This is a genomic window from Thalassospira sp. UBA848 (assembly GCF_002295455.1).
Classification (GTDB): domain Bacteria; phylum Pseudomonadota; class Alphaproteobacteria; order Rhodospirillales; family Thalassospiraceae; genus Thalassospira.
In genome coordinates this window covers 1-21,731 of record NZ_DBGS01000131.1, presented here as the reverse complement: position 1 = coordinate 21,731, position 21,731 = coordinate 1, and the positions used below count along the sequence as shown (strand labels likewise).

The 21,731-nt window shown below is 53.3% G+C and carries 13 protein-coding genes; 1 reads left to right on the top strand and 12 read right to left on the bottom strand.

The genetic code is table 11. From position 1 onward, the window contains the following. The first annotated feature begins 76 nt into the window (after window positions 1–76). Complete coding sequence (locus B2R48_RS17800) at window positions 77–2,680, top strand: response regulator (RefSeq protein WP_297003154.1); 2,604 nt, start codon at window positions 77–79, stop codon at window positions 2,678–2,680. Window positions 2,681–2,705: 25 nt separating this feature from the next. Here B2R48_RS17800 and B2R48_RS17795 read toward each other — a convergent pair whose 3' ends face one another. The 12 genes from B2R48_RS17795 to B2R48_RS17740 form a co-directional block, all read right to left on the bottom strand. Further along, entirely contained in the window at window positions 2,706–7,562 is a 4,857-nt protein-coding gene (locus tag B2R48_RS17795) for a CHASE domain-containing protein (RefSeq protein ID WP_297003152.1), read from the bottom strand. Between the two features lie 765 nt (window positions 7,563–8,327). Next, window positions 8,328–8,969, bottom strand: coding sequence for a dTDP-4-dehydrorhamnose 3,5-epimerase (rfbC, locus tag B2R48_RS17790; protein WP_297003151.1), 642 nt, complete (start codon window positions 8,967–8,969; stop codon window positions 8,328–8,330). A gap of 6 nt (window positions 8,970–8,975) precedes the next feature. After that, window positions 8,976–10,142, bottom strand: a complete 1,167-nt coding sequence (locus B2R48_RS17785) for a hypothetical protein (protein WP_297003149.1) — start codon at window positions 10,140–10,142, stop codon at window positions 8,976–8,978. A 112-nt stretch (window positions 10,143–10,254) separates the two neighbouring features. Beyond that, window positions 10,255–11,460, bottom strand: a complete 1,206-nt coding sequence (locus tag B2R48_RS17780) for a polysaccharide pyruvyl transferase family protein (RefSeq protein ID WP_297003148.1) — start codon at window positions 11,458–11,460, stop codon at window positions 10,255–10,257. A gap of 91 nt (window positions 11,461–11,551) precedes the next feature. Then, entirely contained in the window at window positions 11,552–12,547 is a 996-nt protein-coding gene (gene galE / locus B2R48_RS17775) for a UDP-glucose 4-epimerase GalE (RefSeq protein ID WP_297003147.1), read from the bottom strand. 109 nt (window positions 12,548–12,656) lie between these two features. Beyond that, on the bottom strand, window positions 12,657–13,847 hold the full coding sequence (locus B2R48_RS17770) for a polysaccharide pyruvyl transferase family protein (RefSeq protein WP_297003145.1): 1,191 nt from the start codon (window positions 13,845–13,847) through the stop codon (window positions 12,657–12,659). 38 nt (window positions 13,848–13,885) lie between these two features. Beyond that, a complete protein-coding gene (locus tag B2R48_RS17765) occupies window positions 13,886–15,208 on the bottom strand; it encodes a glycosyltransferase family 4 protein (protein ID WP_297003143.1) in 1,323 nt (440 codons plus the stop codon). Further along, window positions 15,195–17,390: a hypothetical protein gene (locus B2R48_RS17760; RefSeq protein ID WP_297003142.1), complete on the bottom strand. Its 2,196-nt coding sequence runs from the start codon at window positions 17,388–17,390 to the stop codon at window positions 15,195–15,197. Before B2R48_RS17760 ends, B2R48_RS17765 begins: the two co-directional genes overlap by 14 nt. 62 nt (window positions 17,391–17,452) lie before the next feature. Beyond that, window positions 17,453–18,223, bottom strand: coding sequence for a hypothetical protein (locus B2R48_RS17755; RefSeq protein ID WP_297003140.1), 771 nt, complete (start codon window positions 18,221–18,223; stop codon window positions 17,453–17,455). Between the two features lie 20 nt (window positions 18,224–18,243). Continuing rightward, window positions 18,244–19,509 (bottom strand): glycosyltransferase family 4 protein, encoded by a 1,266-nt coding sequence (locus tag B2R48_RS17750; protein WP_297003138.1) that lies wholly within the window; start codon window positions 19,507–19,509, stop codon window positions 18,244–18,246. Beyond that, on the bottom strand, window positions 19,506–20,351 hold the full coding sequence (locus B2R48_RS17745; protein WP_297003136.1) for a class I SAM-dependent methyltransferase: 846 nt from the start codon (window positions 20,349–20,351) through the stop codon (window positions 19,506–19,508). Before B2R48_RS17745 ends, B2R48_RS17750 begins: the two co-directional genes overlap by 4 nt. After that, window positions 20,348–21,731 (bottom strand): glycosyltransferase family 2 protein (locus tag B2R48_RS17740; RefSeq protein ID WP_297003134.1); only part of this gene is annotated, 1,384 nt, incomplete at its 5' end. The genes B2R48_RS17745 and B2R48_RS17740, both read right to left, overlap by 4 nt.

Sequence of the window (21,731 nt, the reverse complement as noted above, 5' to 3'; positions counted from 1 at the left end):
AGATACTGCGCAACTTGAACGACAACAATTCGTCCCAATATCAGTTCGGTAGATATTTCCGTCGGTGGAGAAAGTATTGAAAAGTCGTCGGTTCTGGCCGCTGGCAGTTTTCTGTGTATCTTGCGCTCTGGTTGTCGTTTCACTTGCGACCCTTGGGGGTGACTATGAACTTCATCCCGCCATTGTCATTGCGGCTTTGATGTCGAGCATTGCTGCGTTCTTTTCCGGCTACTTTTTGCCCAACGAGCTTGTTTGGGATGACCGTCGATCAACAGATAACGAAGAAACGAACGGTCACGCAGGTCTGGAGAACCTCAAGGATTACCTTGAAATCTCTTTGTCGCCTTGTCTGATCATCAACCAGAACCGACAGATTCTTGAGAGCAATCATATTCTTGAGAGCCTTTGGGGTGTCTCAAGAAACCGCCTTAAAGAAGCACATATTACCTTTAACAATCACTCCTCAAGCGGTGATGTCTGGGACATCGAAACGTCCCAGCTGGCAATTGGCAAGTCAGGCTATCTTGCCGGAGAGCTTCGCCTGCGCGGCAAGGTGAAAAGTCGCGGTGTGTTTCATCTGACTTGGGTGGGGTATCCCGGGCCCGAGGATCGGGCCCTGTTTATCGAGATCGCCGAACCCCTGTCCGAAGCCAAATTTGGCGAGAACCGAAGAATTGAGATGATAGAGGCCTTGCGGCTGCGTGACGATGACCGCACCTTGCTAAAGGAGCTCAATCATGGCTTGAGAACCGAACTGCACGGGTTGCTCGGCATGATCGAGCTTCTGAGAGGTGGCCCTGATCCCAAGCAACAAACAAAATATCTTGATGCCCTTGATGGCTCTACCAAGTTGATTCTTGAGAGTGTTGATACCCTCATCGATTTCTTCGAAATCGACGAGTATTCCGGCCAGGCTGGCAACGTTTACAGCATTGACGAGCTTTTACGTGGCCTTTCCGATACTCTGAACCGTCGCACCGATTCCGATACTTTCGAGGTGCTGTACGATACGGATCGCTCTGTCTTCCGAAATGTAAGGTTCCCGCGGGAGGTACTTGAGAAGCTCATTGGCCATCTTGTGGCGCATATCGTCCAGACCGACCTGGACGGATCAGTTATTGTCAGGCCAAGAATTTTTGAGAGCAATAACAGTACGACTGAACTGAACATTGAGGTCCTGCAGAACTCAGCCACGTTGCCCCGGATCAAAACCGGTTCCATTCACGATCCCGACAAGATCAGTCTTGATCTTGAAATCGCAAGGCGCCTTGCAGGTGCCGTCAAAGGCGAACTGCAAGCTGGCCGCTTTTTCACTGATAATCCCGGCTTTAAACTGACGTTAAAAGGTGTTGTCACGGACGATATGGGAGCCGCCTTTGTTGTCCCGAATCATCTGAAAAACCTTCGCGCTCTGATCATTGATGACAATCCGGCGTCTCGCGAGGTGCTTCAGGAACTTGCCCACGAAATAGGGTGGCATGCAGACGTCGCTGCGTCGGGAGAGTCTGCATTGCATATGATGAATTTTAAATCCGCCCTGGATGCGGCCTATGACATCGTACTGGTCGATTGGCGTATGCCAGACATTGACGGCTGGGATACCTCACAAAAAATCCGTGAGGAAATCGATGGTGGGAAGCTTCCTATTATCGTGATGATCACGGCACACAGTCACGATTTCATGTCAAAAAACTCCCTGGACCGATCAAAAGTCATCAACGGATTTCTGACCAAGCCGGTCAGTGTAACCATGTTGCTGGACGCGGTTGCTGATGCCATGGCCCACAAATATGAGCCTGATAAGTTTGTGCTCGCAAGCATCGAGAAAAAGCCGGAGGTCGACATGTTGGCGGGACGGAAAATTCTGGTGGTTGATGACAATGCCATGAACCTTGAGGTCGCCAAGGAGTTCCTGTCTTTGTACGGGGCAAAGGTCATCACGGCCGGTGGCGGCTATGGGGCAATTTCGACAATCCAGAGCGCCGCCAGTGCGCTTGACCTTGTTCTGATGGACATACATATGCCCGATCTTGACGGCTTGTCTGCGGTCAAGCAGATCAGGTCACTTGGTTATCTTTCTTTGCCAATTGTCATTATGACAGCAAATACATCGGAAACCGTGCGCAGCGATTGCTTTAAGGCAGGGGCGCAAGACGTGGTGCAAAAGCCGTTTCTGGCAAAAGAGATTGCAGCAACCATTGCCAGCAACCTGCGCGGAAAACCAGCCGAGACGTCCGATAAGGAATACATCAACCTGTCAGAACGCACGACGTCACTTGCAGGTGAATTCGGTATCGACCTTAAGGCTGCGATTGGCAATTTTGATGGCAGCATCGCATCATATAACCGTGCGCTTGAAAGCCTTGTCCTTGATATCGGACGTGTCCGCGGTCAATTGACCGAACATATTCCAGAAGATGTGCAAGAGGATATCGTAAGAGAGCTCCAAACACTGGGTGGTATGCTGTCTCTGGTCGGTGATCCAAAGGGCAGTGCGTACGCGAAGTCACTGGCAAATAACTTTGCGATGGTTCAGGAAAATCAGTCGGATCAAGACGCACTCCGGCAATCGATTGCGCAGTTTGTTGCCCACCTTGATCACGTTTCGCATATTGGCAAATTGCTGGTTTCATATCTCGTGACCGAGTTGGGACGCACCAGCGATAACGTAAGTGCTTAACCACCGGATTTTGGCGTCTGGTTTGTTATTCTGCGTTACTTTTCGCAATCGGTTTGATCATTTCGGCAACAATGTCGAAGTCAAGATTGCGCAGATGGTTCTCCATGACTGCGACCTGATCGTGAGAAGTCAATTCCGCCAGCTCAGATGTCACTTGTTTGAATTTTTCCATCGCATCAGCGCTTCCAGCTTCAAGCAAATTCAACAAGTTTATCAGGTCCTCGTTCTGGCCGTTGGCTGGCGCGGTTTCTGATACGCCATTGGTCAGCCACGCTTCGATAAGGATTGCCGTATCTTCGACAGTTCTGGCAAACTCATCAAACTCCGTTTTCAAGGGGGAGACGCCTTCTTCAAGTGTGATGTTCTCAAGTTTCTTGCCGTGTGCAGCCGCCTTGAGGGCGGCAACCTGGGACGCGGCACCTTGCAACGTATGCAGCAACATTGCACAGGCTTTCGCATCTTCATCGGACAAAGCCGTGCGCAGTTTATCGATGATCTCGCGTGCCTGGGGCGGGAACAGGCCGGCAATCCTGATCAACAGGGCCTCGTTGCCGTACACCAACGTCATTGCCCTTTGCTTATCCCAGAGGGGTAATGCCTCCTCAGAGACACTTGAGGCCAGATCTGCTGATGCAGGGGGGCTGGCCGTGGTATTGCGATCCGGGACTTCCGACAAAGCCGTTTGAGGTTTTGCGGCCGATACATGCGAAGTTACCGGAATTGACTGGCCGCGGCTTTGTTCAACGCATGCTCTTATTCTGTTGATGAGGCTCTGCGGTTCGATCGGTTTGGTCAGGAAGTCATTCATCCCGGCATTCAGGGCGGCCCTCTTTTCCTCAACAAGCGCACCAGCAGTCAGGGCAATAATCGGCAGATTTTCCAGTTTCAGGTTGTTGCGAATAAACTGCGTTGCTTCGTAGCCGTCCATGCCGGGCATCTGAATATCCATCAACACGGCGTCAAACATCAGAGGTGTTTTTTCGAGCAGTTCAATGCATTTTTCTGCGCTTTCGACGGCCACAGAATGCGCCCCGTTTCTTTTAAGTATCTGGTGTGCGACTTCACGGTTCAGAGCACTGTCATCAACAACAAGAATCTTGATATCAGCCAGCCAATTCGCATTCAGAGAGGCCGTGCTTGTGCGCTCCAGCACTTTATTGAGACGACCGGTTTTCACCGAAACGATTTCGTTGACGGTGTTAAACAGGGTGGAGCCGTCAATCGGTTTATTGACGATTTCATCGACCAGCCTGCTTGCGTCTATTTCGGCAATTTTATCTTTGTCAAAGGCCGAAATCATCAGGGCTGCCGGCAAGGTGTCCCCACCGACGTCGTCTGCCAGCTTTTGAATAGCGCGCAGCCCATCGAAGTCGGGCAATTGCCAATCAATGATGATGGCATCTGGCAGTCGCCTGTTGTTTTTATGGCGTTGCATATACTCATCCACCAGCTCTTGGCCGGTGGAAAGCGCAATTGCACGCCACCCCAAAGACGTCGCGAGTTCTTTCAGCCGCAAGCATTCAGCCTGATTGTCTTCGACAACAAAGACAAACAGGGGATCAGACCCGGCATCTTGTTCGTCACTGCCATCTGCTTTGACCAGTTCAAACGGAAGGGTCACAGCAAAGGTGCTGCCTTTTCCAGGTTCGCTTACAAGGCTGGAGGTTCCGCCCATCAAATCAGCCAATTTTCGTACAATCGACAGACCAAGTCCTGTTCCGCCAAATTTGCGCGAGGTACTGCTGTCGGCTTGTGAAAATGGCTGGAACAATTTTGCCTGCACGTCTTCGGGGATGCCTATGCCGGTATCGGTTACCGAGAAACGCAAAGTGACATTGCCTGGCGTATCGGCATTTTGTGTTTCGACCAGTTCGGCTTTGAGCGTGACAGACCCTTTTTCCGTGAATTTGATGGCATTACCGACAAGATTGGTCAAAATTTGACCAAGGCGTTTACCATCGCCAATCACCAAGTCCGGCACGCCCGGTCCAAATTCACTTATCAGTTTTATGCCAGCGTTCTCAGCCTGATTCTTAAGAACTGTTTCAATCTCGGTCAGTTTTTCTTTTGGGGCGAAGACAACCTTTTCAAGGGTCATCTCGTCGGCCTCGATCTTTGCAAGATCGAGAACGTCATTCACGATGCCAAGCAAAGAACGGCCTGCAAGATTGATCTTGTTCAGATAATCCCGATGGCGATCAGGCAAGTCATCATCAAACAACAGGCTGGTCAGACCGATAATCGCATTGAGCGGCGTTCTGATTTCATGGCTGATATTGGCCATGAAGGCGCCCTTGGCTTCACTTGCCTTCAGGGCGGCTTCTTTTGCAGCAAGCAACACCGCCTCGGCTCGGCGGGCCTCGGTCAAGTCACGTAGGGACACAATGACAATTGTTTGGCCCGAAAGCTGCGCCGGGGCGAGGCTTATTTCAATCGGGAAGGTTGAGCCATCCTTCCTTTGTGCGATGATTTCTCTGTCACGACCCATCGCCACCAAACCAGGGTTTGTCATATATTGCTTCATGCCCGCTTCATGGGCGGCGACGTCTTGAGGTCTGACAAATATGCTGACGGAACGGCCCAACAGTTCATCGGTATCATATGCGAATGTTGATCCGGCCCGATCGTTGGCAAGAGTGATGATGCCTTGATCATCAATCACCAGCATCGCCTCTGGCGCTGCGGCAAGAATTCCGCGAAATAGTTCCTCCTGCTCCTTTAGTCTGTCTGCGGCAACAATTTGTTCTTCTAGTAACTGCTCCTGCCGGCCCTTGCGCCATGACGTATACAAAGTCATCAGGACAACAAAGATGGTGATAAAGAAGGCGAGCGCGACAACACCTACTGGTCGAAGGAATGCGGTATAGATGCTGCGCATCGGCTTGCCAAAGATGTAGGTGATCTTGCCACTGGCCGCGTTGGAAGTGCCTTGGGTTGTCGTACTTGCGGTCAGAATTTCGCCAAATTCGCTGTCAAACATTTGTAGTCGACTATCTGCGCCCCAAGGAAGTGCAATTTGACGAGATAATTTGTCCCATGCGGGGGCTTCACCCTTTTCAAAGGCGAAATTTCGGCTAGCGTCTGGATAGGAGATAATGTTGGCATTCCGATCAAGTGCGATCGCCAGAAGATCGTGCGCCTCAGTTGCAAGACTCTCGGCAAGCACCCCCTCGGCATCGACATTCAGAATGGCGATACCAAACAGCTGCTGACTGTTGTCAAAAATCGGCGAGACAAAACGAACCGTGGGCTCGAAAGGCTCTACAATTTCGCCAAACTCTCTGTTCAGATTAATATCGGAAATCCAAATGTCACCGGAACGCAAAGAATTGGCGGCCTGCATGTAGGGTTCTTGAGCTTTTTCCTGAAGCCGTGACTGATCAAATTTAACGAGATGACCGTCTTCGTACTGAACCCGGACCAGCTCGCGTCCATTATTGGCGACACCAACAATGCGTGCTTGGGTAACGGCCTCAGAAGACAGCATGAAGGCGACAAAGGAATCTGCAATTTGATCTTTCCAGACGGCGGGCGCGACCTTTTCATCATCAAGATAACTCTGAAAAGATGCCATTGACTGAACGCTTGTCGCAAAGAAGCTCACGGCTGCTTTGTAATCCGAGTAATTATCCTGATGCGCGTCGATTGCCTCAGCTGTGCGGTCAATCAGCTCATCAGAAAATGTCGATATATTGGTGCGCCAGATGTAAACCGCTGTCGCCAAACACACCAACAAAGACAAGCCCAACAGCAGGGTTGTTGACGAAATTGCGATTGGCTGTCTTAGAAAAGCGATAAGACTTAGGTCTTTGTCATAGGCTTGATGGAAATTCTTCCTCCGCGAAATCATCTGCCACCAGATAATGCTTGAAACAGCAAATGACAGAGCCGCGGCAAGCGCAGCAATCAGCCATGGGCTAAGCAGACCAATGCTTTGTGATAGACCAGGTAAAACGGCTGTCTGCATCAACCAGTCGCGCCCCTTGACCTTGATCTGACGCGATTGAGTCAGCCTTTCCGATGGTTGCTGCCCGGACGTGTCCGACACAAAGAATGGTTCGGACTCCGACAAATCGGTAAGTGTCAGGCTGATATTGCCAAGGTTGGGTTCAAAGTCATATAGAACCTCGTCAACGACGAGTGGTGCGTAAGACCAACCGGCGATCGCCTGTTCCCTCTGATCCGGAGTGCCGATCGGCATACCCGGATGGTAAACAGGCAACAGCACCAAGAAGCCGCGTCTGACATTACCATCGGCCTGAACAAGCGTAATCGGCTGGGTCAGCCTTACATCGCCGGTGCGTGCTGCTTCGAGCGCGGCAGCCCGTCGGTTTGCCTCAGATGCGATATCAAGACCCGTGGCGCCTTCGTTCCCCGCAAGGGGATAGATATACTGAATAACAAACCGGTCACCGGAATTTGGGGATAGTTCGCGAATGCCAAAATCGGGGAAATCATCAGCGCGTGCACGCTCAAGGAATTGCTGAGTATCTTCGGCCTCAACAAACTTGATATAGCCAAAACCACGCGCACCGGGGAACTCCCGCCTGTTTTCACGCGACGCGATATAGCGTTGTATTTCGGCGCGGGTCAGGTTTTCGGGGCCAGCGGTGATAACCACACCACGCAAACCACGCAAACCGTACTCGTAGACACCAAAGCGGGTTTTGACCAGTTCTTCGGCCTGATCCGTCAGTCGCAACAACTCGGCATTGATGGCCTCCTCGTTTCGGGTGTTCCAGGACCAACCAAGCGCAAATGAGATGAGCAGCCCAAGCAATAAAGCCAGGGCAGGTATGGCAATGATTGAGCCCGTCGAGCTGCCCTTATCACGTTCCGCCGTCGCAGCGTTGGCAACGCCTTGCCGCACTGGTTGTTTCATGTGTAAACAGCCCACAGAGTGTATCTACAAAAAGTTGTAAGATACTATGTTTGGACGATCATCAATGAGAACAAGGTGCTAGGTGAATTTGAACCCCAATAAGTGTGATAGTGTCAAAACTTGCAACACAGAGCTCCAAAAACAAGAAAGGCCCGCATGAGCAGGCCTTTCTTGTTTTACGCGTCACAGATTCTAAAGTTATGTGTCGCGTTTCCAGTTTTATGAGTCAATTCACACGAGATTTGTGAATTGACGCATAAACCCAGAAACTCACACCACCGTTTACCAACGAAATCTCGAACTTTGCGACGCATTATGCTGAAAGTTTTGAAGCATAATATTGGAACTTTCTCGATTTCGAAAAACACAAAAAAATCAAATGCTTATTAGGCGCCCAACTTGTACAGAAGGCTGAAAATTTCAGAGATTATGTGTCGAATTTTACTTGCAGTGTAATTTTGTCATGCATCGAAACGGATGTCACATTCCTAGATACACATCGAAGCTAGCGTTGATTACGGCCTTTTAAGGAGCCCCAAATTCAAGATGCTGGTGGCGGTGTCATATGTCGACCAGGGCAGTGAGTTGGCGTGTCGCCGTCGCACACTAACGCTATTAATCGCGGCATATAGTGATGCGCCTATGACATTTTGATACGTATCATCTGCCAAACGAAGAAACGGGCCCGATAACGGGCCCGTTTCTGGACTGAGTACGCGTCGGACAGGGAGACATGATGGGCAAAACCGTGCGCACCCAATCCAGTTACGATGGATTGGCGCTCAACCCCGCGACGTTTGTCCGGCCCAGATTGGCCGTCGCGAAAGCATGGCTTGGCGGCATGTGACCAAGGGCTTCTGGTCCCAAATCGGATAATGAAGGCTGTCTGCTGTCCTTATCTGAAACAACCGCCTGCTGACCATACAGTTGCCAGTCGATACCAAGATCGGGATCGTTCCAGGCAATCCCGCGATCATGGTCCGGGCTGTAATAGTTCGATGCCTTGTACATGACATGGGTGTCGGGTTGCAGGGTTTTGAACCCGTGCGCAAAGCCATCCGGGATCCAGAGCTGGTACCAGTTTTCGGCACTGATTTCGATCTTGATGTGCTGACCAAAGGTTGCCGATCGCGGGCGGATATCGACGGCGACATCAAGAATTGCCCCCTGTGTCACGCGAATCAGTTTGCCCTGGGCATAGGGGCTGGTTTGGAAATGCAGGCCGCGAATGGTGTTGATCGGAACACTGATCGAGTGGTTTTCCTGCACCAGATCAATATCGCCAACCACATCGCGGAAATCGTCATAGCGAAATGTTTCGGCAAAAACACCGCGCTTGTCGCGATGTCGGTTCGGCACGAACAGGACCGGACCGGCGATATCAAATTCGTCAAATTCGACAGGCATTGTTCTTTACTCCTTGATTGAGATCGGAACACGGATCAGCTGACGCGGGACACGCCAGCGACCCTTGTAGGGTTTGGGGACAAGACGGACGAAAACGAGGCTGGCCTTGTCATCGACCGTGCCAAACAGACGGTCTGTGCTGTCTTCGTCGATGATGGATGGATAGGCGACAAACGGTTCGCCATCACCCGCATCGCGCCTTAGCGGTTGGCGATAGAGCAGCTTGGGTTCCGACCAGTTTTTGAGATCCGTCGAACTCGAATAGAAGAAACCGGCAATATCGGGTTCGCCTTTTTTGCGAATGCGGTGCAGATAAACGGTGATGAAACTGTTCGATGCTTCGTGACGCACCAGACCGCGGATTGATGAGACACCAAAAGGCCCGACCCGCGCACATTCGGTTTCGCGAACCGACCACCCCTGATCGGTCAGGGTCGCGGCCAATTCAAAATCCGACCCATTCCAGACATCCCATTTTTTGGGATCATCAATCGGTGCGCGTACCAGACAGTTACGCGACTCTTCCCAGTTATCGGCGCGCCGCCAGACAATGGCGTAATAGTAGTTCTGCCATGAGATGATGTTGGTCACCGTCACATAGCTTGGCGCGCGTTTACGATCATCGCGATAAGGTTCGGGCGGCGGGAACGGTGCGTGATGGGGGGGATTACCCAGATAGTCAAAGGTCTTGCCCCCATCACCGGATTTCAGCGTTACCAGACCATTGATCCAGCAATCGGTACGTTTGGTGCGCCCCTCACACGGCATGTCGTGGCGATAGGGCATGAAACTGGCGCTGCCCAGCGCGTAAACATTGCGCCCGTCACGGGTATAGATCGCCTGAAGCCAGGTGCGGTCATCAAGCAATTCCGGCACAGCCTTGCCCGCAGCCTTGAACCGGCTGTCACAATCGGGCTGGAGACTGTTAAAGCCATAGCCAACGAAGGCCCGGTTCTGAAAATTCGGCGCAAACAGAACCATTTTGCCCTGATCATTGCGAAAGGCACGCGCCGGGGAATCTGGCAGATGATGGTTGTCACATCCGGTGACGTCGCTATCAAAAATGACGGCTTCTGATCCTGAAACAGTCACCTCGGCGGCTCGTAAATCCGGGTTCCAGCCAAACATCCCCCCGACCGACAAACCGAGCAGGAATGCCGACAGAGCGGTCATGCGTTTTGATAAGCGCAGCTTGTGCAAGATCTTCCCCGCCACGGTTGATAAACGAGTATGAAAGTGTGGTGCGTGGCGTTACTGGGGATACGCCACGCACCAGACAGCAAGGTCACGCCGCCTCTGCGACGTACGGGGCCGGGATACTGCCCAGACGGTGCGCCATGCTGTTTTCTTCAAGAAAGGTTTTCAGATCGCCAAAGCGCTTCTGATAGGTTTTCTCGAACAGGTCGAAATCGGCATTATCCCAGGCTTCCTCGAACGAGAATTTGTCCATATAGCGACCATCAACGAACGGGATACCCAACGTTTTGACAAATTCGCGGGTCCGCGTGTCATAGGTGACATAAAGGGCCGGAACTTCATTGGCCAAGGCCAGCAAATTGCCATGCAGGCGATAGCCGGTCACCGCATCAAGGCATTGCTCGGCCCGTTCAAAGTCGGCAACACTTTCGAATACGGACAGCGAGGATTTATACAGCGCAAGCAACGGATCCTTCGGGCCATAGATCCACTTTTCAGCCGTCAGTTTTTTGACCGCTGCGTCCATGACCTGGTCATAGTTTTCGACCAGTTTGGCGCGGGCGTAATAGATCTGCTTTTCTTCAAGTTCGCCCGCACACAGGATTTCGGTGTCATAACGTTCGGCCAGCGTGCGCAACACGTAACGTTGCTGCGTATGGAAACCATGTGTCTTGCGACGCAGGGTAAAGCCAAGCCTGTTGATGGATGATGCATCCACCCAACGCAATTTCAGTTGCGGTTTGCAATGACGGAAGGCCGTCGGGCAGCCAAAGATACGCACATTCTTGATGCCGATGGAATTGAGCGCCTTCTTCGAGAGATTTCCACGCACGCCAATCGAAACTGAGCGATCTGCAACCAGTTGCAGGAACCGCTTGGTCGATGAATTGACGTATTCGTCGGAGTTGTCTGGCACCTGAACGCCAATGCCAAAGGCGATTACCGGCACCTTGGTCTTTTCAAGAACCGCCGTGATCGGGTCCCATTGACCATTGGTGTTGATATAGTTCGACCCGCGCAAAAAGATGTAATCAAGCTGGTTGATCTTTTCGATCTGGGTTTCCGACAGATTGCCATCCGCAGGCACATAGATCGGGAAAAGTTCGGAATAATCGAGAATGCGCAGCGAGGAGTCATAGACAAAGCAGTCACCAATATTGGTAAATAACGTCTTTGCCTTTTCGGGATCATTATAGGTGTGCGTGACAACGCCAAGATTGCCTTCTAGACGGCCCGCGGGCATCAGCACGCCAATACGGGGCTTACGCCCACCGGTCGAGAGTTCGGATTCCATCAATCGTCTCCTGCGTGTTTGGTTCGTGTCATTTTTGACGTTGTTTCGAACCGTTGCTCGTGTCTGGAAATGCAGGTCGCGGGATGTGCGTTCAAGCCGCACTTACCTCGCGGGTTTTAAGGCTTTGTTCCCAATCAAGGGCATGACGCACGATGGCTTCGAGGTCATCATGAACCGGGGTCCAGCCGAGTTTCTGGCGAATGCGGTCCCCCGCAGCAATCAGGGCAGCCGGATCACCGGGGCGGCGGTCGGCGAGTTCGACTTCGAAATCAATGCCCGAAACCCTTTTGACCGCGTTGATCACTTCATGAACCGAGAAGCCGCGACCATAACCGCAATTCATGACGTCGCTTTCGCCACCCTTTTCAAGATATTCAAGGGCAAGAAGGTGTGCATTGGCCAGATCAGAAACGTGGATGTAATCGCGAATGCAGGTGCCATCCGGGGTTTCGTAATCTTCGCCATAAATGGCCATTTGCGGGCGGACACCCGTCGCAGTCTGGCAGGCGATCTTGATCAAATGGGTTGCCTTGCGCGATGTTTGACCGGCACGGCCTTTGGGATCGGCCCCGGCAACATTGAAGTAGCGCAGTGCGACATAGCGCAAATCATGCGCAATGGCGGCATCGGTCAGCATCTTTTCGGTCATCATTTTTGATGTGCCGTAAGGCGAGATCGGCTTGAGCGCGAAGTCCTCGTCGATCGGGGTGTTTTTGGGTTCGCCATAGACGCCAGCAGTCGAAGAGAAGATGAAGTGCTTTACCCCGCCATCAACAGCAGCCTGGGCAAGGGCACGCGAGTTAACCGTGTTGTTGCGGTAATATTCCAGCGGATAGATGACAGAGTCCGGTACAATGATCGAACCGGCAAAATGCATGATGGCCGTCACGTCATGTTCATCAATAACGCGCCGCACCAGATCCTCGTCGCCACAATCACCCTCAACAAACGCAGCCCCGGCTGGTACAGCCCAGCGATGCCCCTGACTCAGGTTATCGAGCACGACGACGTCACGCCCATTATCGAGAAGTGCAAGTGCTGCGTGACTGCCGATATATCCTGCGCCACCTGTTACAAGTACAGTCATTGCCGTGTCTCCTTATTGATATTGCCTGTTGCTCTTCAGGCTGATCTTTGGAGGTACCACCGTCGGACATATCCCATGCGGAACAGCCAAACGGCAGTACCGGATACGATCACGCGACCTTGCGTTGCGGCTGCGCGTCGGCGTTCATGACATCGATCATTTTGTGGTCGATATTGTTCTCGGTCAGGAACTGCGCCATTTCACGGTAAGTCTGGAACCAGGCGCGGTTGAACTTGTCGAACAGATCCTGATTCCAGTAATCCTCAAGCACGAATTCCTTTTCGGAGAACACGTCATAGGATGGGATCTGATAGGTCTCGGCGAATTCGACAGTGCGGCTGTCATAGGTGAAGTAAATTGACGGCACACCATTTGACAGCGCCATCAGATTACCGTGCAGACGATAACCAAGGACGCAATCCTTGGTGCGCACCAGGTCCTCGTAATCAGACACAACATCGGAATAGAACAGCTTCTCGCGATAGAGGCGCTCCATCGTATCGTCGAGATACCAGTTCTTGACCCAGTCGTTGTTTTTAAGCGCCTGCATGGCTTCTTCGCGCTGGATCTCGCTGCCGAAAACGAGCTTTTTCTCTTCGGGTTCGCCTTGAGCCATCAGGGTCATATCATCAAAACGTTCAGCCAGTTGTTTGACCAGATCCCGGTGGAAAGTGAGATAGCGTTTGATGTCCTGCGCGTAAGCGGGTGAAACTTCACGACGCAGGGTAATGCCGACATTCTTCACGCTATCAAGGGATGGCAGTTTGATGCGCATGTCGGGATTGTTTTGCCGGAATGCGGTCGGGCAGCCGACAATACGGACATTGGTAATGCCAAGATCCCAAAGAACCTGAGCGGTATAAGCCCCGCGCACGCCGATGGATGTGGTGGAATCTGCCATCATGTGCAGAACGGTTTTCGTCTGCTCCGACAGTTCGATCTTGCCTTTAACCGGTGCCTGCGCACCAATGCCAAAGCCCAGAACCGGCAATTTCAACCGTTTGAGAACATCAATGGTATTGCGCCAGTCCATGTCCGAATGGATGTAGTTCGATCCGCGCAGGAAGACATAGTCATATTCCTCACGCAGGCGATCGATGTCTTCCATCTTGGGGTCGGCAATCGGCAAGACACCAAGCTTGTCGTAATTCATCAGTTTGAGCGATGAATCGAAGACAAAGGCATCACCGATATTGTGATAGTGATTTATGCTCTTTTGAACATCCTGATAGTTGTACCAGCGGACGCAGTCGTGGTCGTAGACTTCGCCAGACGGGATCATTACAAGAACGCGCGCCATGTTATCTCTCCTTGGTTGATCACGTTTTTGTTCTGAATTCATGCCGTACTTGCCACTGTTTGCAGGCTCGCAGCCTTTGCAGACTGGCGGCGCGTCTCCAGAACCTCCCGATACTGCGCGAGATGTTGCTCGGCGCATTCTTCATAGGTCGTCACGCTTGGTATTCCCTCGCGCATCCGATCCCAGGCCTTGTTGTCGCTGAGAACTTCGATCATCCGATCGGCAAGGTCTTCGGCACTTCCGACGCGGAAATGCAGGCCGTTGACCCCATCGGTAATTTTTTCGGCCATGCCGCCGATGTTTGAGCAGATCATCGGACGCCCGTGGAAAAAGGCTTCCTGAATCACCACCGGCGAGTTTTCCCACCAGATGGACGGGATGATCGTCCAGTCGGCGAGTTCCATCAGCTTGGGCATTTCGGTATTCTGATAGGCCCCGTAAAAACGAACGCGTTCGCCAGCCTTTTCGATCAGGTCATGGACCTTTTCCTGATATTCCTCGGGTTGGCGATCAAGGTTGCCACCAAAGATCATCAGCCGCGCATCATCGCCCCAGATTTCCTCGGGTACACGCCCGACGGCATCCAGAAGGATGTCAGCGCCCTTGAACATCGTGAGCTGCCCGAAAAAGGCAAAGCGCGACCGGCGGGGCTGGCTCTTGGAAAGCGGGCGGTCCTTGGCCCGTTGATCGATGTCGAGACCATTTTCGATCACCGACATCTTTTCGGCCTTCATGCCCCAGTCAATGAAACGGTTGGCAAGGAATTCACTGGGCGACACATAGTGATCAGCCAATTCCAGCATGGCCTTGATAAAGCGTTCGCGCCGAAGGAAAGATGCTGGCGAAATATTCGGGAAGCACCCATTGCAATCGATCGGACTTGACCTGTTGCACAGCTTGGTTCCGCCGCTTTTGATCATCTGCCCGTGATTGTGGCAAATCGTCAAAAACTCGTGGAAAGTAAAGAAAATCGCAGTTTCCGGCAGAGCTTCACGAATGGCATAGATGGTTTCCAGCCCGAGCCCCAGATAGTGATGGAAATGCACCACATCGGGTTCGTAATCCTTAACAAAACGCAGAAAATCCCGATCAATTTCATCTGTGCTGCCATTTGAGAGCAGGAAATGATCATAGTTTTCCGCGTGATAAAGGATTTCATTTTCCTTTTGACGCAAGCTCATCAGTGCTGAGGCCCCATGACGCGGTACGGGACTGCCAACGCGGGCCAGATAAAAGCTTTCGACCCCATCGAGCGTGTTCAACCCTTTATGCAGGTTGTAGGAGGCCACTTCGGCCCCGCCCAGCGAGATGCTGGGATGGCCGTGCGAAATAACGAGGACGCGTAAATCAGTCGACGGCATTGTTGTGGCTCCGCAAGTTTGAAACGACCAATGACCAGCGGCGATCAAACGCCCAGCGGTCAAGACGATTGGAAAGTTCCTCCCAGGCAGGGGCTTTGCTTATGGATTGTTCGCTGCCCAGCACTTCGACATCGGGGATCCAGTAGGATGGCGTACCCGCCATGCGCAGCTTGAGCGCAAGGTCGAGGCTTTTTTCGCCGGGTCCGATATAGCCACGGGTAAAACCGTCACTGTCCTTGAAGGCCTTACGCGGCAAAACACAGCATTCAAGCGTACCGGCGCTGACTTCGCTGGGTTGGGCATCGGCAAGGACTGCACAGGGATAGCCGACATAACGGTCCGACAGATATTGTCCGACATTGGCGTCACTGTTGATCCAGGTTCCGGCCCAACGCACAGAGTCATCCTCAAACAGGATGGTTGGCGAAACGAGGACTTTGCTGCCGCGTTTGCTGTACGCGGCCAGTAACTGATCAAACCAGCCATCATCGCGCGGCAGAATGTGCGCCGACACAAGCCCGACTGTTTCGGAGTTGGTCGCATCCACGCCAACTTCGAGCGCGTCGCAATAATCTTCGACACCCTCGGCAAAAACGATCCGGGTGTTGAGTTTGTAAAAGGCCGCAAGACGCAAGATTTCGCTGCCGACCTGATCAAAACTTTCGACCGGACCGGCGATGACAATCGGCAGATGCCGGGTCGCGCTATCAAGCCCGAGGAGGGCGATGGTCACGCCGATATCGTTGATCGTATCATCAACCCCGACCACAAGAGTCACAGGCGCATCTTCGTCGAAGTCCCCGATATCATGGATATCTACCGCATAGGGACGCTGTGCTGTCATTGCCTGCAACATTGGGCCGAACTGACGTTCGATACTGTTTGACGCCGTGACCGAGCGCGGATCAAGCGAGGGCAAAACCCGTGAAAGTGCCTGACGTGCCGAAGCCCGCGTCGGGTTCAGCGGACAATAGGCCGGGAAAGCATCCGCGATGCCCAGTTCCAGATAAGTTGCCTGATCGGATGGCGGGGTAGCTTCCAACGGACAAAATACCAGAAACCCGTGATTATTCCGGGCCGGGTTCATCCCGGAAAACATGGGATCATTGGCAAAGGCATCGGTCACATCGGCACGTGATTGCCGCGTCCAATGATCATCAATGCGCACGACCTCACCGCCAACACGCAAGGAGACATCGCTCACTACGCGGTCCGGATCAAGCATCCAGCCAGAGATCAATATGCCGCTGCCTTCGATCAGGAGGGAAAAATCAATCCCGATGCGGACCGGGCGATCGAGTTCCGAAACTGTGTCGCGCCCATCAAAACGATGTGCGGCCATTTTAAGGGTGTGCAGGATTTTTTCCGGGGCACGCACGCGATCAAGCACAGAGCGAATATGGGCTGGAACATCCGGCGGTGCGACCAGAACACGATGTTGGTAAACCTCGATCGAGTACCAGCTTTCGCGCCCGCGGAAATAAACCCGTTTAAGCTTTTTCGGGTTGATCGGTTTATCGCCCAGCATCAAACCGGTAACGCCTGATGCCTCATCTCCGAGATCATCACGCTGGAAATCCGCACTGGTCAATTCCGCCAGAACCGGTGATTCTTCAACGGCGATAACGCGTGTGCGCCCGGTGGGAAACCCGCTTGACCAGCCCTGGATATAGATATCGCCTTCTTCAAGTCCGCCCAGAACTTCGATGAAGCCATTGCTGCGCGCGGCACTTTGCACGAATGCGGCAACCTTGCTGAGGCGTTTTTTATCCGGGTCACCGGCAAGCAGAGCCTCAATCAAACCATCAATCACAGTGGCGAAGGCCGAACCGGACTGATCCGCAACAGCGGACAAAACCGAGTCAATTCGGTGCTGACGGTTATCGATCCGGTATTCACGCGGTTTGCCCGCCCCCCGGAAAAGAACCGTTTTCAAACGACGTGCAGAGATATCCTTCATCGGCAACAGCGCAACAAAGCCATACGCGTTATCGGGTTCGGCATCGTGGCGACGCCATGAGATGATAGACGCCTGTACTTTGGCCTCAGACTGACTGTTGAGGTAAATATCAATCGTTGCCGGCAGGGCATTGCCCACCCCGACCATCAAAGCCAATCCTTCATCGACCAAGGCGGCGACAACGGTCCTGCCATCCAGCGGCATTCCATTCTGTTCGGTCATGCCCGGGTTTCCTTATGTTTACGCATGTGCTTCAAAACGAATGATTTCCATGCCATGAGCGATCACCAGACAAAGGCACCGATGGCCAACCCGGCGGTCACACCAATCAGGCAGGACAGGATCAGCAACGGGGTTTTGAGATCATTGGTATGGCGTGCGGTCAGGACCGAAAGACGTTCGTCAAAGCCACCCAGCGATTTATCAAAGCGCACCAGAAAGACTTCGAGTTCATCCACCCGGCTTGAAAGTTCTTCCTGACCGGTACGAACCAGTTTCACACCTGCCTCGATGCCGTCATCTGCCGAGGCAAGTTCATCCATACGTTTTGATGCACTGACCAACCGTTTGGCAGCTTCGCGCTGGCCGGTTTGCAGGATGTGCTGTGCGGCCAGCAACCGGTCCAACCGATCCAAGATTTTGCCAAGCGGCGCATTCAGGGCAGTGTGTGCTTCCTGTTCACTTTGTGACGGGATGCGCAGGGTAATTTCATCTTTCGTGCCGGGAATGACGGCACAGACCGAAAGGCTGTCGACACTGGCAACTGCGGCATCGGGCAATTCGACCTCGAAGGCATGTTTGCCATCGCCAATACCATTGCGGCGCAGATCGACACGTTCATTTTCGGCGGTCTCACGCAGCAGAGCATGACCGTTGAGACGAATGACCACCTCAATTTTGGCATCCGGGCTTTGCGGCGACCAAACCCAGCCATACAGCCGGTTCTGATCAATGGCATCTACCCGCCCTTCCAGCGCCGGTGCAGGTTGCTCTGCATCCTGCGTGACAGTCGGTGACGGGGTGTCTTCCATCGTCTTTTTTTCGGCAACAGCCATAGCGGCCTCCTCGTTAAACGTCAGGCGGCAACAAAGTCGGGGCGAACCATCCGGCGAAACATCGCCAGATATTCCTGGGCTACATCATCAATCGCTGCCGGCGACCGGACATGGCCCGACAGTTTTTTCCAGAGTTTCGGATTGGTTGCGCAATCTTTCATGACGCGGGCCAGTTCGGCCGGGTCATCGGGGCGGACATGAATGCCGTCATGAGCGTTGCGCACCATCTCGGCCATACCGCCGATTGAGCTGGTGATCACCGGACGGCCATGCTGGAACGCTTCCTGAATCACCAGCGGCGCATTTTCCCACCAGATCGAGGGCACAACGACCCAGTCGACCCGGGCCATCAGATCGGAAATATCTTCGCGTTGATAAGCCCCGACATGCTGAACTTGTGGACCACTTTGCGCGATCAGATCGGTAATGCGGGACGTGAATTCGTCGGTCTGATACAAGGCCGCGCCATGAATGCGCAGATTAAAATCGACCGCATCCGCCGTAAGAATTTCCGAGGCTTCAAGCAGGATATCCGCGCCTTTCCACGGGTTGAGATTCCCGAAATAACCAAAGACATTGGGCATCCCGGCGGTCCCGATTTCGCGTTTGGGCGCGGCCGGAACAGGCGGTCGACCATTGTTGATCACCGATATTCTGTCCGGGTCGATGCCCCATTCGATATAACGGTCGCGCAGGAAATTACTGGGCGAGATGAAATGATCAACCGCTCGCAAATGGTTGCGCAGATTGACCGCACGCATCGCATGTTGATCGGCTGTGAACCCTTCAAGCCCGCACAAGCGCCCCGTGACGTCGGCCTTGGTATAGCGGGTCTTGGTGTCGCGATGGATCATCAGGCCGTCATTCGGGCAGATCTGATAATAGTCATGCAGTGTCATCACAATCCGACAGTTCGGCAGAACACGGCGGATCAGCATCGGCAGTTCGATGCCCCACAGGACCAGATGATGAATATGCACCACATCCGGCGCCCAGTTTTTCAGTAGGCGCGTGAAATCAGGGGCCACCGCATACAAATCGGTCTGCGACATGTTGAAGCGATCAAAATGCCCCGCCCAGAACAGCATTTCATCACCGGCATCATTGATGGCCTGAAAACTTGTGCCCGGGCGGCGTTCGCGATGAACATCGTTGGTCGCCCCGACAAAAAGCGCATCGCATTCCGCACGCTTGTAGGCCTGGAACAGGTCATGGGCGAAAATTTCGGTACCACCCGGATGCAGATCGGGGTGATTGTGGGCAAGCACCATTATCCGGGGGTTCATGCGTTCCTCCGTGGTTTCTGGGCAATCAGGAAATCCTGGTAATGGGCGGCGGCTTTGCCGCGCCACGCGCCAAAGCTTTTGGTGTGGACGTCAAAGCCCGCTGCCGCGAGTGCACCATCGAGAAAAGCATCGTCAAACCCGACCGCTGCCATCGGGTTTTCGCCGCGCAGATGCCAGCAGGGCTGACCTTCGGCTTTTTCGAACCCCTTGAGACGGGCATCGCAGTCGGGATTTGACGGGTCGTCATCTTCGCGAATGACAAAGGCGGTCAAAAACAGCCGACCACCCGGGCGCAGCACACGAAAGACCTCGGAACAATAGGTTTCGATTTCGTCCGGCGGCAGGTGGGTTGCCACCGAGATCATTGCGGTGAAATCGAATGTTCCATCCTGAAAAGGCAATCGCATGCCGCGCCCGCTGATTTCACCTTCGGGGTTGTACAGCGCATTCCTGATGTCCGAACAATCGAACCGGAAATTCGGGTAGGCTGGCGTGATGGTGCGTTTGCACCATTCAATGCCGTTGCGCACAGGGTCCATGCCGCGATAGATCGCCTGTTTCGGGCTCAGGAATTGCGTCAGTGGCACGGCAATTCGGCCAATGCCACAGCCGATATCGAGAACATCCTCTGTAGTTTTAAGTCCGCCCATGCGAACGAAATGATCCAGAAACTCCGCGCCAATGGCACGGTAATCGCCATCACCAACAAAGACGTCCTCTTCGGGCGGGATCGGCAGGAAACGGTTGGAAATGAGCTGTTGGCACAACCATGCAAGCTGGTTGTCGTCCATATCAGATGTCAGCGAAGCTGGGTGGTCGGACAGTGCAAGAACCTGGCTCATGCCGCTTCTCCGTCAGGGGTTTTTCGCGATCGGTTTTGCGGCACGCCGTTGGCGTGAAGGTCTTCAAGCGCATCCGCCCAGCGCGACGCATGCAGCCAGGCGTTATATTCAGCGGCAACCCCGCGCATGTAATCGGCATGTGTCGAGATGGATTTGCGTTCGAAGTGATAAAGGCTGACATCGGGGACATATTTGATGTCGAAATCGGCCTTGCGAATTTTCAGACAAAGGTCACTGTCTTCGTAATCGCCAATGACATAGTCCTCGGTGAAGCCGTCGACCGCGTCAAACGCATCACGATGGATCATCATGCAGGCGCCTGTCACACCAGGGACCGAGCGTTCAATATTGGCATCCCTGAACTGATCGGGCATGCCTTTGTGATAGTGATAGTTCAGCCATTTGCCACTTTCGTTGCGGGCAAAATACATCCCGGCATGCTGGATCGAGCCATCTTCAAAAAGAAGTTTCGGACCGACGATGGCGACCTCTTCGGCCCCTCCCAGTTTCGATGCCATGCCGCGTGCCCAGCCGGGTGTATGGGGAATCACATCAGAATTGAGCATGGCCAGAAAATGCCCGCGAGCCTGTTCTGCGCCGGCATTACATGCCCGGGCATAGCCGCCATTGCGCGTCATCACCACCAGACGCATCGGGATGCCATACAGAACATGCAGACCGCGCAGCAGATGTTCGCATTCTTCGGCCTGTTCAGGAGAATCGAGCACGAAGACCAATTCACAATACTTTGCGACCCAGTCGTCACAGACAAAGGCCCCGACTTGCGCGCGCAGGAACCCCAGAACGCGATAGAGCGGCACAATAATCGAAACATCCGGATCGTCATGCGCGCTGCCGATTTCAATCACCCGGTCAACCTTGGCAGATGCCATAAGTTTCTGCTGAAGATCGCCAATCACAGGCGCAAGACAGTTTTCGATAATGTCTGCGGTCAGGTGTTGTGGCGGAACTGCGCGCAGAATGCGGGCACGCGCCTCGGCGGGATCAATGGGCTGGGCAGGCGGCACCATGAGATGCCGGTTGCCTGATTTCAGGCGCATCAGGCTTCTGGGTTGAAGGATCGGCACCGGGCTTTGGATGTCCTGGTAAAACCCGACAAAACCGGTTGCCGGCACCGTCCGGCCATCGTCCTGAACGTTGCCGTGATATCGATAAAACCCATCGCCAAACGGATGGGCGATACCGTTGCTATCAAGAAGATCAATGCTGGCAATCATATCGACCGGATCGCGATACCATCCGCCAATCAAAGTGCCGCGCGCCGTCGTTACAGCAAGATCGACCTCACCACTTGGCAAGGAGCCGCCACCTGACACGCGCTGGCTTGAAAGCGGGCAGCGGAGCTGGAATTCAATCGCG